The organism is Amycolatopsis coloradensis (assembly GCF_001953865.1).
In the GTDB taxonomy this organism is placed as follows: domain Bacteria; phylum Actinomycetota; class Actinomycetes; order Mycobacteriales; family Pseudonocardiaceae; genus Amycolatopsis; species Amycolatopsis coloradensis.
The window spans coordinates 130,666-143,525 of the sequence record NZ_MQUQ01000004.1 but is presented as its reverse complement, the minus strand read 5'-3'; the positions used below and the strand labels follow the sequence as shown (position 1 = coordinate 143,525).

At 69.5% G+C, this 12,860-nt stretch carries 12 protein-coding genes and 1 pseudogene; 3 read left to right on the top strand and 10 right to left on the bottom strand.

Annotated elements, in window-relative coordinates; all coding sequences use genetic code 11:
- Positions 1 to 2 precede the first annotated feature (2 nt).
- Positions 3 to 338: a CU044_2847 family protein gene (locus BS329_RS07730; RefSeq protein WP_076158157.1), complete on the top strand. Its 336-nt coding sequence runs from the start codon at positions 3 to 5 to the stop codon at positions 336 to 338.
- Between the two features lie 84 nt (positions 339 to 422).
- Here the strand turns inward: BS329_RS07730 and BS329_RS07725 are convergent, their stop codons facing one another.
- The 6 genes from BS329_RS07725 to BS329_RS07700 all read right to left on the bottom strand — a co-directional run bounded on the left by BS329_RS07725 (position 423) and on the right by BS329_RS07700 (position 6,462).
- A complete protein-coding gene (locus BS329_RS07725) occupies positions 423 to 1,001 on the bottom strand; it encodes a TetR/AcrR family transcriptional regulator (protein ID WP_076157263.1) in 579 nt (192 codons plus the stop codon).
- Positions 998 to 2,893 (bottom strand): YhgE/Pip domain-containing protein, encoded by a 1,896-nt coding sequence (locus BS329_RS07720; protein WP_076157260.1) that lies wholly within the window; start codon positions 2,891 to 2,893, stop codon positions 998 to 1,000. Before BS329_RS07720 ends, BS329_RS07725 begins: the two co-directional genes overlap by 4 nt.
- Entirely contained in the window at positions 2,890 to 3,597 is a 708-nt protein-coding gene (locus tag BS329_RS07715) for an ATP-binding cassette domain-containing protein (protein ID WP_076157257.1), read from the bottom strand. Before BS329_RS07715 ends, BS329_RS07720 begins: the two co-directional genes overlap by 4 nt.
- A gap of 140 nt (positions 3,598 to 3,737) precedes the next feature.
- Positions 3,738 to 4,667: a GNAT family N-acetyltransferase gene (locus BS329_RS07710; protein ID WP_076158154.1), complete on the bottom strand. Its 930-nt coding sequence runs from the start codon at positions 4,665 to 4,667 to the stop codon at positions 3,738 to 3,740.
- Positions 4,668 to 4,699: 32 nt separating this feature from the next.
- The gene (locus tag BS329_RS07705; protein WP_076157255.1) at positions 4,700 to 5,602 is read right to left on the bottom strand and encodes a GNAT family N-acetyltransferase; all 903 of its coding nucleotides are present in this window, start codon (positions 5,600 to 5,602) and stop codon (positions 4,700 to 4,702) included.
- Positions 5,599 to 6,462: a class I SAM-dependent methyltransferase gene (locus tag BS329_RS07700; RefSeq protein ID WP_076157253.1), complete on the bottom strand. Its 864-nt coding sequence runs from the start codon at positions 6,460 to 6,462 to the stop codon at positions 5,599 to 5,601. Before BS329_RS07700 ends, BS329_RS07705 begins: the two co-directional genes overlap by 4 nt.
- A gap of 304 nt (positions 6,463 to 6,766) precedes the next feature.
- Between BS329_RS07700 and rpsA the strand changes: the two genes are divergently transcribed.
- On the top strand, positions 6,767 to 8,269 hold the full coding sequence (gene rpsA, locus BS329_RS07695; RefSeq protein WP_076157250.1) for a 30S ribosomal protein S1: 1,503 nt from the start codon (positions 6,767 to 6,769) through the stop codon (positions 8,267 to 8,269).
- Between the two features lie 309 nt (positions 8,270 to 8,578).
- On the opposite strand, the gene BS329_RS07690 is transcribed toward rpsA, so the two are convergent.
- The gene (locus tag BS329_RS07690; protein ID WP_076157247.1) at positions 8,579 to 8,803 is read right to left on the bottom strand and encodes a hypothetical protein; all 225 of its coding nucleotides are present in this window, start codon (positions 8,801 to 8,803) and stop codon (positions 8,579 to 8,581) included.
- A gap of 196 nt (positions 8,804 to 8,999) precedes the next feature.
- Between BS329_RS07690 and coaE the strand changes: the two genes are divergently transcribed.
- Positions 9,000 to 10,184, top strand: a complete 1,185-nt coding sequence (coaE, locus tag BS329_RS07685) for a dephospho-CoA kinase (protein ID WP_076157246.1) — start codon at positions 9,000 to 9,002, stop codon at positions 10,182 to 10,184.
- Positions 10,185 to 10,187: 3 nt separating this feature from the next.
- On the opposite strand, the pseudogene BS329_RS07680 reads toward coaE, so the two are convergent.
- The 3 genes and pseudogenes from BS329_RS07680 to BS329_RS07670 form a co-directional block, all read right to left on the bottom strand.
- A pseudogene (locus BS329_RS07680) lies at positions 10,188 to 10,815 on the bottom strand (response regulator).
- Positions 10,812 to 12,080, bottom strand: a complete 1,269-nt coding sequence (locus BS329_RS07675; RefSeq protein WP_076157243.1) for a sensor histidine kinase — start codon at positions 12,078 to 12,080, stop codon at positions 10,812 to 10,814. The pseudogene BS329_RS07680 and the gene BS329_RS07675 overlap by 4 nt, the downstream one beginning before the upstream one ends.
- A gap of 82 nt (positions 12,081 to 12,162) precedes the next feature.
- Complete coding sequence (locus tag BS329_RS07670; RefSeq protein WP_244197059.1) at positions 12,163 to 12,849, bottom strand: hypothetical protein; 687 nt, start codon at positions 12,847 to 12,849, stop codon at positions 12,163 to 12,165.
- Positions 12,850 to 12,860 lie beyond the last annotated feature (11 nt).

The window sequence follows — 12,860 nt, the reverse complement described above, 5'->3', positions numbered from 1 at the left end:
CGGTGAACGATCTGGCACGATTCCCGCTCGAAGGCGGCGGTTCGGTGGTCGTCGAGATCGACCCCGTCCCCGGCACGTCCCGGGTCTCCCGGCGCGACGACCTGGTCGAGGACGTCAAGGGCTCCTTCGAGGCGGCGCTGGCGAACGTCAAGGACGCGGCCGCGGCGGCGCTGGACACCTTCCGGTCGATGGCCAGGGGACCGGACGAGGTCGAGCTCAAGTTCGGCGTCAAGCTGACCGCGCAAGCGGGCGCGGTGATCGCGAAAACGGGCCTGGAAGGCAACTTCGAGGTCAAACTGAAGTGGGTACGGGACCCGGAGACCCCCAACGTCGCATGATCAGATGGACAACTCTCGTGATGTCCATCCAATCACGCGAGTCGTCCATCCACTCACGTGTGTTGTCCATCTGGACACGCGTGGCTAGCGGCCGAGACCCCGGATCAGCACCATCACCGATTCCCGGACGTCGGCCCGGGTCCGTTTCGGCTGGAACACCTGCCAGTCCAGGGCGACAACCAGCATCGTGCCGAACAACCCGGCCGCGGCCGTCGGGATCTGGACGCCGTCGGGCAGCCGCCCGGCGGCGTCCAGCCGGTGGAGTTGCTCGCGCACGATGGAAAGGATCTCCTCGCGCAGCAACGTCAGCGTCTCGTGCCAGGTCCCCGGCGTGCGCCACATCTCGCTCACCAGGATCTGCGAGAAACCGGGGTATTCGGCGATGAACTCCAGCGCACCGTCCACTTGCGACTCGATGACGTCCATCGGGTCGCCGTCGCCGGTGGCCGCGCGCAGCCGGTCCGCGAGCACGCCGACGCCGTAGCGCAGGAGTGCGTCGACAAGACCGTCCTTGCTGCCGAAGTTGTAGTAGACGGTGCCCTTCGCGACCTTCGCCTCGGCCGCGATGTCGTCCACCGTCAGCCCGACGAGGCCGCGGCTGGCGGACAGCCGCAGCGTCGCCTCGAACAGCTTCTGTTTCGTCGCCTCGCCCCGGGTGGTCACAACGCCAGCTCGGGTTTCAGCGCCGAAACCGTCCAGGTGCGCCGTTTCCACGCGGCCAGCGTCGAGACCAGGATGCCGCCGACGAGGTACGCGAGCAGAACACCGATGTCACCGAGGATATCCATCGACGCGCCACTGTAGAGCAGGTTCCGGAACCCGTCGATCGCATAACCCATCGGCAGCGCGATATGCAGCGGATACAGCGCGTCCGGGATGGTCTGCCACGGGAACGTCCCACCCCCGCTGACCAGTTGCAACACCAGCAGCACCAGGCCGAGGAACTTCCCGACCGCGCCGAAGAAGGCGTTGAGCGCGTGCACCACGGAGGTGAAGGTGAGCGACACCAGCACGGCGAATCCGATCGCGCCGAGCGGATGCGCGACGTCGATGCCGACCAGCCAGGTCACCGCGCCGAACAACACGATCACCTGCGCGATCCCCAGCAGGGCCGAAGGCAGCCAGCCGCCGAGCGCGACCTTGAACGGCGACGCGCCGGCGGTCAGCGCACGGGTCGAGAGCGGGCGCAGCAACAGGAACAGCACGAACGCGCCGATCCAGGTGGCGAGGGAGATGAAGAACGGGGCGAGGCCCGCGCCGTAGGTCCCGGCCGAAGCGACCCCGGAGGAGTTGACCGCCACCGGATCGGCGATGGTGTTCGCGGTGGCCGCGCGGGTGGGGTCGTCCGGGTTCGGGATCTCCTTGAGCCCGGCGGCGAGGCCGTCGCGAAGCTGCACCGCGCCGTCGGCGAGCTGGTTCGTCCCGGTGACCGCGGATTTCTCCCCGTCGTTCAGCTTCGCGGCGCCGTCGCGGATCTTGGCCGACGCGTCGGCGGCCTGCGCGATACCGCTGGTGAGCTGCGGCGTCGCCGAGGCCAGTTCGTGCGCGCCGTCGGACACCTGGCGCGCGCCGGAGGCGAGCTGGGTGAGCTGGCTGTTCGCACCCTGGATCTTCGTGTTCGCCTCGTTCACCGGCGACCTGAGCTGGTCCAGGCGGCCCAGGATCTCCTGCACGCCGGTCTCGGGGACACCGGCTTCGCGCAGGTCCTGCGCGAGCCGGGTGCGGTAGTCGTCGAGCTTCGCCTGGATGTCGCCGGACGCCGTGGCGGCCAGCGAGGCCGCGACGGCGACCTTCTGGTTCCCGTCGGCGACCTGACCGGCGCCGTCGGCGAGCTTCTTCGTCTGGGCGGGTAGTTGGGCGGTGCCGGACTTCAGGGTGCCGAGCCCGGTGGCCAGCTGCGAGCTGCCGGAGGCGAGCTGGGAGGCGCCGTCGGCCAGTTGCTGCTGACCGGATTTGAGCTTGCCCGCGCCGTCGGCGAGCTGTGAAGCGCCCGTCGAGGCCTCCTGGGTCTTGCCGTAAATGGTGGAGAAGCCGATGAGGAACTTGTCCGCGGCCTCGCTGCCGACCTTTTCCGCGATCGTCTTGCGGACCTGTTCGGCCACCTGTTTCGCGATGGTGCCGGAGAGGTAGTTGTTGGCGTCGTTGGTGGTCAGCGTGATGGTCGCCTGCTGCGGCTGCAGGTTGCCCGAGGACAGCAGCGCCGCGGAGAAGTCGCGCGGGACGCCGATCGCGAACGAGTAGGTGTCGTCGCGGACGCCTTCGGCGGCCTCCTCAGGGGAGGTCTCATGCCATTGGAAGGTGCCGGACTTGACCAGTTCGTCGGTCACCTCGCGGCCGATGTTGCGCTCCGCGCCTTCGGAATCCTTGGCACCGGCGTCGGCGGTGAACATCGCCGCGGGGAGCTTGTCCAGGCGCGAGTACGGGTCGTAGTTCGCGTAGAGGTAGAAGGACGCGTACAGCAGCGGCACCAGGACGAGCGCGACCATGGCCAGCTTCGGCAGGGTGCCGCTGCTCAGCCGGCGCAGCTCGTTGCCTGCGATCCGGACGGGGTTCATTCCTGGTCTCCTGAAGTCTTGTCGGTGTCGTCCGCCACGGTCGCTTCCAGCGTCGTCTCCGCCGGGGTCTCGACGGGCGCGCAGCGCACGGGATCGGGCTGCTCGAGAGCGCCGCACAGGGCAGGCTTCTCCGGCAGGACCGAAACCGGGGTGGTGGCGGTCAGCACGATGACGGCGAGGCCGCGCTCGGCGTGCTCGCGGGCGAGCCGCGCCCAGCTGTCGACGTCGCTGGTGTGCCTGTCCGGGGTGTCGAGCACGAGGACGCCGACGTCCTCGCGGCTCGCGGCGAGCTCGGTGAGCAGCCGGGTGCGGGTCACCGCCGCGACGTTCTCGAAGCGCGTGGTGGCGAAGGCGGCGGCGTCGTGCTCGGCCAGCCAGCTCGCGATGGCGGCCTTGTTCGCCGGGCGCTTCGCCAGTTCGAGTTCCTCCCCGACGACGACCTGCAGTGACAACGCGCCGTCAGGCTCGCTCACGCCGGGGGAGTCCACGATGGCCACGATCTTCCGCGGGTCACCGCCGTCGACGGTCACCGTCCCGGTGGCGGGCTTCAGTCTGCCCGCCAGCGCCAGCCCGAAGGCCGTGACGCCGACTCCCGGTTCGCCGTGCACGATCGCCAGCTCACCGCCCGAAACGGTGAGCGAGGTCGGCGACAGCAGCGTGCCGTGGGGTCCGGTCACGGACACCCTGTCGGCTTGAACCCGCACGAAGAACTCCCAGGTAGATGACTCGCGGAACTTTTGAACTGACTGGTCAGTTCAAAAGTTAACCCTGCCTTGGGAGGTGCACAACCGCGCGGGGCCCACGTCACACGCAAGGGTGACGAAACCGCCGCAAACCGGACTCGCTAGCGCAGGGCCGAGGCCGGATGGACCTCCCAGGACGTCCACAGTGGACGATAACCCTGCCGGTGCCAGAACACCGAAGAGAGCGGGTTGGTCGGGTTGTAGTAGAGATACGTGCCGTCCGCGCCGTCGGCGTCGAACTCCTTGTGCACCACGGACATCAGTGTGCGCCCGAGGCCCCTTCCGCGCAGGCCGGGCACGGTGACGACGTTGTTGACGTAGCCCCACCGGCCGTGGGGGAGGAGTTCGGCCTCGGCCGAACCCGGCGTCGACGCGATCCAGGCGGCGTGCGCGAACGCGGCGATCTCACCGTGCCGCTTCGCCAGCCACAGCAGCGGGGCGTCCTTGTCGAGGGCGCGTTCCAGTCCGGGGGCGAGCAGGGCCCCGGCGTTGGAGCGGTGCCGGGTGGCGACCTGGCCGATGTAGTCGTGCGTCGACACGGCCATCGCGAGCACGTCCTCGAAGTCGTCCGGCCGTGCCCGGCGGACGGCCACGCCGTCGTCGGTGGGTTCCTCCCGATGGCTGCCGGTGCGCACGGCGAGCGCCGCCATCGGCACCAGGCCGTGATCGAGGAAGGCGCGGATCGCCTCGGCGTCCCGGCTGGGCCAGTTGACCACACAGGATGAATCCTCACCCGGCGATTCGGCGTCCATCCAGGTCCGCCACGCCCGCAGCAGCAGGTCCATCCCCTCGGTGCCGGTGTTCCCGATGAACGGGAACAACTGGCGGACGTCGGCGGCGGACCACAGCAGCGGGACGTCGTCCGGGCCGTGCAACTGGCGCTGCACCACGCCGGTGACCTGGACTCCCGAAGCGGTGGCGGCGTCGACGCGTTCGCCAGCCACCGGCGGTGGGGCGGCTTCGGGCAGGAGCCCGTCGATCGCCGCGAACCGCGTCCGGTGCGCGTCGAACAACGTCTTCTCGATATCCATCCCGCCCCCAGGGTCGACCGCGCCGATCACCGCTACCGCAGGGCCGCGGCCGGGCTCACCGCCCAAGTCGTCCACAGAGGACGGTAACCCTGCCGGTGCCAGAAAACCGGGGAAAGCGGATTGGTCGGATTGTACGAGACGAAGGTACCGCGCAGCGACGGCGAGAACAGTTCGTCGTGCGCGACAGCGGTCAGCGCGCGCCCGATCCCGCGGCTCCGCGCGGCGGCGGTGACCGCGAGCGTGCCGAGGTAGCCCCACTCGCCGGGCGGCAGCCGTCCGGCGAGCGCGTCACCGGAGACCGGCGAGCGCTTCCCGCCGGTCACCATCCCCACCGTGACGCCTTCTTCTTCGGCGATCCAGACGCGGCCGCCGAAGTGCAGCCCGCGGCGGACCTCTTCGGCGAGCAGCGCCTTCGCGCCGGGCCGGACGACACCGTGGCCGACGAACGAGGTGTAGCGAAGTTCTTCGAACCGGAGGTCGGTGATCTCCTCCAGATCGCCGTGCGTCGAGTCCCGCACGGTCACGCCCGACACGGTGTGCGCCGCACCCTTGGCGGGCGCGCGGACGGCCAGCGCCAGTTGCGGCGCGAGCCCGTGGTCGAGCAGGGCGCGCGCGACCACGACGTCGCGGCTGGGCCAGGTGACCGTGCACGACGAATCGGGTGCGGTGTCGGCGAGCGCGATCCGCTCGCGCCAGGCGGAGAGCAGCGCGCTCATCCCCGCACCGGCGTCGAGGGGGAGGATCGCGGAGAGGATCTGGAGGCGCGCCGGGCTCCAGAGCCGCTGCCACGAACCCGACGCGAACCGCACGTGCGCGATCGTCCCGGCGGCGCCGCCCGCCTCGACGGGATCGCCGGGCGGGAGCGGTGGTGGTGGCGGGAGCAGCGGGTCGAGCGCGGCGAACCGCGCGCGCTGCTGCCCCGCCGTCGAGGTCATCCCCGTTGGGTGCAGAAGATCGCGGTACCGGGGAAGAGCTTGCCGCGCAACGGGCTCCACTGTCCCCAGGTGCGGGAGTGGCCCTCCGGCCAGGCGGGCTCGATGACGTCCGTCAGGGTGAAACCGGCGTCGGCGAGCGCGCGGACGTAGTCGCCGATGGTGCGGTGGTACTCGACGTAGGTCGCGACGCCCTCTTCGTCGACTTCGACGTAGGGCGTGCGGTCGAAATACGGCTGGGTGACGGTGAGGCCCTGCGGCCCTGGATCGTCGGGGAAGATCCATCGCATCGGATGGGTCACCGAGAACACCCAGCAGGCACCCGGCCGGAGTACCCGGTGCACTTCGGCGAACACGACGTCCACCGACGCCACGAACGGGACCGCGCCGAAGGCCGAGCACGCCGCGTCGAAGCTCGCGTCGGCGAACGGCAGCGACTCCGCCGTCGCCTGCACGAGCGGGACGGCGGCACCGGTCCGCTCGTTGCCCTCCCTCGCGTGCCGCAGCATGCCCGCGGACAGATCGGTCGCCACCGCGTCGGCGCCTTGCCCGGCGAGCCAGCGCGCGCACGCCGCCTGCCCGCAGCCGACCTCCAGGATCCGCTTGCCGCCGACTTCACCCAGAAGTGCGACGTCCGCCTCACGGACGCCCTCTGGGCACCAGACGAAGTCCGCGTCGCCGAGGAAGCCGCCGTGGGTCGCCTGGTAGTCGTCGGCGTCGGCGTCCCACCACGCCAGGTTCGCGGCCGTCGCCTCGGGTGCCGAGACCGCCCGGTGGGCGACCCCCGCGGTGCCGAGCCGCTCCTCGGCCTGTGCGTGCCTTTCGGCCGCCGTTGGGTGCTCGGTGGCGGACTGCTGACTCAAACCGATATCCTTTCCCCAGGTCAGGGCTTCGCGGGACAGTTTATCCGCCCGCCGTGATCGTGGGGGCGACCCTGATTGTGCCGTGTACAGGGGGCCGCGTAGGATATCTGTTAGCGCAGTGGGTTCGCGCTACTCTTTCCCCCGGTTCGCTCAGCGTCCGGGTCAGGGGGTCGCGCACCGGATGTGGTGATGTTCGCGGTCGTTCCCTGTGGACGTTTGCTTATGTGGTCGCCGCATGCCGAAAGAGCCCATGGTGCCCTAACCGCAAACCCACTACTTCCCATCCACCGGAGCAACCCGCCTAATGACGACCGACACCGCCACCGCCCCGACCGCCCCCATTGGGGCCCCGCAGGTCGCTATCAACGACATCGGGTCGGAGGAAGATTTCCTCGCAGCGATCGACAAGACGATCAAGTACTTCAACGATGGCGACATCGTTGAGGGCACCATCGTCAAGGTTGACCGTGACGAGGTCCTGCTCGACATCGGCTACAAGACCGAGGGTGTCATCCCCTCGCGCGAGCTCTCCATCAAGCACGATGTCGACCCGGCTGAGGTTGTCACCGTCGGCGATGAGGTCGAAGCCCTGGTCCTCCAGAAGGAGGACAAGGAAGGCCGTCTGATCCTGTCCAAGAAGCGTGCGCAGTACGAGCGCGCCTGGGGCACGATCGAGGAGCTCAAGGAGAAGGACGAGCCCGTCAAGGGCACCGTCATCGAGGTCGTCAAGGGCGGCCTCATCCTGGACATCGGCCTGCGCGGCTTCCTGCCCGCGTCGCTGGTCGAGATGCGCCGTGTGCGCGACCTGCAGCCGTACGTCGGCCGCGAGCTCGAGGCGAAGATCATCGAGCTGGACAAGAACCGCAACAACGTGGTCCTGTCCCGCCGTGCCTACCTGGAGCAGACCCAGTCCGAGGTGCGCAGCGAGTTCCTCAACGCGCTCGCCAAGGGTCAGGTCCGCAAGGGCGTCGTGTCGTCCATCGTCAACTTCGGTGCCTTCGTGGACCTGGGTGGCGTCGACGGCCTGGTGCACGTCTCCGAGCTGTCCTGGAAGCACATCGACCACCCCTCCGAGGTCGTTGAGGTCGGCCAGGAGGTCACGGTCGAGGTTCTGGACGTCGACATGGACCGCGAGCGCGTCTCGCTGTCGCTGAAGGCGACCCAGGAAGACCCGTGGCGTCAGTTCGCCCGCACCCACGCGATCGGTCAGATCGTGCCGGGCAAGGTCACCAAGCTCGTCCCGTTCGGTGCGTTCGTGCGCGTCGAGGAGGGCATCGAGGGTCTGGTGCACATCTCCGAGCTGGCCGAGCGCCACGTGGAGATCCCGGAGCAGGTCGTCCAGGTCAACGGCGACGTGATGGTCAAGGTCATCGACATCGACCTCGAGCGTCGTCGCATCTCGCTGTCGCTGAAGCAGGCGAACGAGGGCGTCACGCCGGAGACCGAGTTCGACCCCACCCAGTACGGCATGGCCGCCGAGTACGACGCCGAGGGCAACTACATCTACCCCGAAGGCTTCGACCCGGACACCCAGGAGTGGCAGGAAGGCTTCGACAAGCAGCGTGAGGAGTGGGAGCGTCAGTACGCCGAGGCTCACACCCGCTACGAGGCTCACATGAAGCAGGTCGTCAAGGCCGCCGAGGCCGACGCGGAAGCCGCGGCCGACGCCGCGACCGGTGTCACCTCGAGCGACTCGGGCGAGCAGAGCTACACCTCCGCTCCGGCCGAGGCCAAGAGCGGTGGCACGCTCGCCAGCGACGAGCAGCTCGCGGCTCTCCGCGAGAAGCTCTCGGGCGGCGCTGCCTGATCCAGGCGCTCAGCCAGTAGCTGACAGACAGCGGCCCCGGTCCTTCACAGACCGGGGCCGCTGTCTTTTTCTCCCCGCAAGTAGTCCTCTACTTGCGGTCCTTGCACGCGCAACGATCGCAAGTAGAGGACTGCTTGCGGTTCTTGCACGCGCAACGACCGCAAGCAGAGGACTACTTGCGGTCTCTGGACGCGCGACTACCGCAAGTAGAGGACTACTTGCGGTTTCTGGACGCGTGACGATCGCAAGTAGAGGACTACTTGCGGTTTCTGGACGCGTGACTACCGCAAGTAGAGGACTACTTGCGGTTCAGGAGGTGGCGGGTCGGACGGCCGGCAACCAGACGTGGTCGAGGGCCGCGGCGCGGGCCCTGCGGCGAAGTCCGGCGAAGCTGTGCTTGGCGGGGACGAGGAGCGCGCTCAGCCACGTGCGCCGATATTCGGCGAGGGCCTCGGCCACGGGACGATGGAGGACACAGTGCACCAGCCCCGGCGTACCGAGCCGGTGCCTTCCCGCGTGCTTGCCGTCTGCCATCGTTCCTCCGTGTGGGCTACCTTCGCCGCGCACGGTACGCAATCGAGCGCCCAAAGCCGCGTAACCGCTCGGCGTGTCACTCGAAATGGCCGAGTCGTGCGTCACGATGATCTTGCCTTTCGCTCCCTTCTGTGCCGGATGTGTCACCCCGTGACCCTGCGCGGTCACGCCTGGCCGCGCTACTAGGCTGATCGACATGCTGCGTGTGGGCCTGACCGGCGGGATCGGCGCCGGAAAATCGACGGTGGCGAACCGGCTTTCCGAGCACGGCGCCGTCCTCATCGACTCCGACAAGATCGCCAGGGAGGTCGTCGAACCGGGAACGCCCGGTCTCGCCGAACTCGTCGAGGCGTTCGGGGACGACATCCTCGCGTCCGACGGTTCGCTCGATCGCGCGGCGCTCGCGGCCAAGGCGTTCGCCGGCGAGGAGTCCCGCAAGCGGCTGAACTCGATCGTCCATCCGAGGGTCGGCGCCCGGACGGCCGAGCTGATGGCCGAAGCGGCGCCGGACGCGATCATCGTCCACGACATCCCGCTGCTGGTCGAAGGCGGTCTCGCGCCGATGTACCACCTCGTCGTCATGGTCGACGCCCCGGAGGAGACCCGGGTCCGCCGCCTGGTCGACGCGCGGGGAATGTCCGAGGCCGACGCGCGCGCCAGGATCAAGGCGCAGGCCACGACCGACCAGCGCCGGGCGGTGGCCGACGTCTGGTTCGACAACAGTGGCGCGCCCGACATCGTGCTCGCCGACGTCGACGCGTTGTGGGCGGACAGGCTGACCCCGTTCGAGGCGAACGTGCGGCTGCGCAAGCCGCGTGCGCCGATGTCGCCGAAGATCGCGCAGTACGACCCGACGTGGCCCGCGCAGGCCGAGCGGGCGCTCGCGCGGATCCGCGTGGTGGCCGGGGACGACGCCGTGCGGGTCGATCACATCGGTTCGACGTCCGTGCCGGGGTTGCCAGCCAAGGACATCCTCGATCTCCAGCTGACGGTGTCCACTTTGGACAAGGCCGATGAGCTGTCCGACGCGCTCTCCGACGCCGGGTTCCCGCGTGCGGAAGGCGAATGGTTCGACGACGCGCACGGCGAAGACGGCACCTGGCCGAAGCGGTTCCACTTCGGCGGTGATCCGCGCCGCCCGGTCAACCTGCACGTCCGCTCCCAGGAGACGCCCGCCTGGCGGCTCGCCCTGCTGTTCCCGGAGTGGCTGCGGCGGAACCCGGACGAGCGCGACGCCTACGCGGCGGTCAAGAACGCCATGGCCGCGAAGCACGCCGGTGACGGGACCGTCGAGCAGTACACCGACGAGAAACAGGTCTGGGTCGACGCGGCCTTCATCCGGGCCGACGCCTGGGCCGAGTCGGCGGGCTGGACCCCGTAGGCCTCAGCTCCCGAGCAGTCCTCGTTCGAAAGCGGTCGCGACGGCGGCCGCCCGGTCCTTCACCCCGAGCTTGGCGTACGCGTGCACGAGGTGCGGTTTTCACGGTGGCCTCGCTGACGAACAGCTGTTTCGCGGCCTCTTTGTTGGTCGAACCGCGCGAGATCAGCGTTAGTACCTCGAGCTCACGGCGGCTCAGCGGTTCGGGCGCGGGAGCGCGCATCCTGCCCATGATCACGTCCGCGACGGCAGGCGAGAGCACCGCCTCCCCGCGCGCCGTCGCGCGAACGGCGCGGAAGAGTTCGTCGCGCGGGGCGTCCTTGAGCAGATAGCCGGTGGCGCCCGCCTCGATCGCCGGGACGACGTCGGAGTCGGTGTCGTAGGTCGTCAGGACGAGGATCCGCGCGGGATTCCCGAGTTTCGCGAGTTCGGCGATCGCGGCCACCCCGCCGGAGCCCGGCATCCGCAGATCCATCAGGACGACGTCGGGACGCAGTTCCTGCGTCAGCGCGACGGCTTCGTCACCCGAGGACGCCTCGCCGAGCACCTCGAACCCTTGGTCCGCGGTGAAGATGCCGCGCAGCCCGTCACGGACGACGGGGTGGTCGTCGGTGATCAGCAGCGTGATCGTCATGTACGGGCCTCCAGCGCGATGGCGGGCAGGTTGGCCGATACGGCGGTCCCGCCGCCCGGTTCCGATTCGAGGTTCAGTGTTCCCGCCAGCCGGGTGACGCGGGCACGCATCCCGGGGACGCCGAACCCGCCTTCCCCTGGGGAAACTGCCGCGCCGGGGTCGAATCCGCCGCCGTCGTCCCGGACGTCGACGGTCACCTGATCGGCCATGTACGACAACGTGAGTCCCACGATGGTGGCGGCGGCGTGCTTCTCGACGTTGGTGAGCGCCTCCTGCGTGACCCGGAGCAGCGTCGCCTCGATCTCGGGATGCAGGGCCCGCGCGGTCCCGGTGGTGGTGAACCGGATCTCGACGCCGGTCCGTCCGCTCCACAGCCGGGAGACCTCGTCGAGCGCGTCCGGCAGGGTCGAGGCGGCCAGTGGCTGCGGGCCGAGCGCGCGCACCGAACGCCGTGCGGCGGTCAGGTTCTCCCGCGCCAACGCCATCGCGGTGTCGACGTGCCGCTGCCACTCGGCGGGGTCGCCCTTCGCCGCCGCGGCCGCCTCCAGCTGGGTGATGATCCCGGTGAAACCCTGAGCGAGCGTGTCGTGGATTTCCTGGCTCAGTCGCTGACGCTCGTCGAGGATGCCTGTTTCCCGCGCCTGACCCAGCAGTTGCCGTTGCAGCCCCGCGTTCTCCTCCTGCGCGGCGGCGAGTTCGTCGAGCACGCGCTTGCGTTCCGCGTGCTGCCGTGCCATCGCCGCCGAGACGAGCCCGCCACCGCCGACGGCGGCCGTCTGCACCAGGGTGACCACGGTCCACAGCGCGGGCTGATCGGCGAACGCGGACAGCGGGCCGCCGTTCGGGATCGTGTTGATCAGCGCGGAAACGACGAAGATCCCGGTCAGCGCCAGTGGCGCCGGCCGTAGCCGCATGGCTTCGAAGAACCCGGTGATCATGAAGATGAGGAACACCGTGTCGTGGGCCTCCAGTACCGCGGCGGCCGTGACCAGGCCGGTGAACGAGACGGCGACGACGACCGGGTGTTCGGCCCAGCGAGATGGCACGAGCGTGGTCGAGACCAGCAGCCAGCCTGCCGCGAGCCCCGCCAGCCCCAGGGTGACCGCCGGATCCTGGCCGGAGATCAGGAGACTGAGCACCGTGCTCAGCGACAGCAGCGCGTACGGCAGGAACCACTCGACCCACCCACCCCACGGCCGCCACGGCGATTCCCCGTCGCCCGAGGAGGGCCACAGCGAGTCCTGCCACCGGATCCAGCTCCTCATACCCGGAACTCTTTCAGCCCCGGCCAGGAGGACGACCAGGATTCGGTATGCCCGGTGACCAGCCAGATCGGCATCCCGCGGCTCACGTTGCGGACGCCGAGCGTGTTGTCGACGCGGGAAACGGCGCGGGCGTCGGTGAACGAACGGTGCAGCCGCCCAGGATCGGGACCGACGAACAGCACGGTGTCCGCGGTCTCGGGCGGATGGCCGAAATACCAGAAGCCACGGCTGGGGCTGTAGACGGCGGGAAGTCCGTAATCGGCGCTGTACCGGTCCAGTGCTCCGGCCTGCCAGTACACCCGGCGGTGACGAGGGTGGTGCGCGCTCGCTGCTCCGGCGGGAGCCGGTGATAGGCGTCCGCGACCGAACGGGCGAGGTCCGGCCACACCGGCAGCGCGTAGGGGAGGGTGTACAGCGCGGAAAGCAGGAAAACCGGCCAGGTCGGGACCCAGCGGAACCACGGTGACGGTTTCAACCGTCCGAAGTGGACAGCCGCGGCCGCCCACAGGGCGCCGAACATGCCTGCTGCGTAGTAGTACCGGCCGTTGGACAGGATGAACAGCGCGATCACGCCGACGGTGGTCCAGCCGAGGAACCGGTATTCGCGCGATCTCGGCGAGAACAGCAGGACCCAGAGTCCGTCGCCGAAGTAGCCGTACCGCCACGCCGTCGCCAGCAGGACCGCCGCGGCCGCGAGCAGCGCCACCGGGAGCCGGGCGAACGCCGCACTGGACGCGGTCGGTGTTCCGGCCGCGCTGGCGGCTTCCATCCGTTCCTCGC

Bases quoted from the DNA above. Each gene is read 5' to 3' on its own strand.
- BS329_RS07720 (WP_076157260.1), bottom strand. From the start codon at position 2,893: ATGAACCCCGTCCGGATCGCAGGCAACGAGCTGCGCCGGCTGAGCAGC.
- BS329_RS07710 (WP_076158154.1), bottom strand. From the start codon at position 4,667: ATGGATATCGAGAAGACGTTGTTCGACGCGCACCGGACGCGGTTCGCG.
- BS329_RS07705 (WP_076157255.1), bottom strand. From the start codon at position 5,602: ATGACCTCGACGGCGGGGCAGCAGCGCGCGCGGTTCGCCGCGCTCGAC.
- rpsA (WP_076157250.1), top strand. From the start codon at position 6,767: ATGACGACCGACACCGCCACCGCCCCGACCGCCCCCATTGGGGCCCCG.
- BS329_RS07690 (WP_076157247.1), bottom strand. From the start codon at position 8,803: ATGGCAGACGGCAAGCACGCGGGAAGGCACCGGCTCGGTACGCCGGGG.
- coaE (WP_076157246.1), top strand. From the start codon at position 9,000: ATGCTGCGTGTGGGCCTGACCGGCGGGATCGGCGCCGGAAAATCGACG.
- BS329_RS07675 (WP_076157243.1), bottom strand. From the start codon at position 12,080: ATGAGGAGCTGGATCCGGTGGCAGGACTCGCTGTGGCCCTCCTCGGGC.
- BS329_RS07670 (WP_244197059.1), bottom strand. From the start codon at position 12,849: ATGGAAGCCGCCAGCGCGGCCGGAACACCGACCGCGTCCAGTGCGGCG.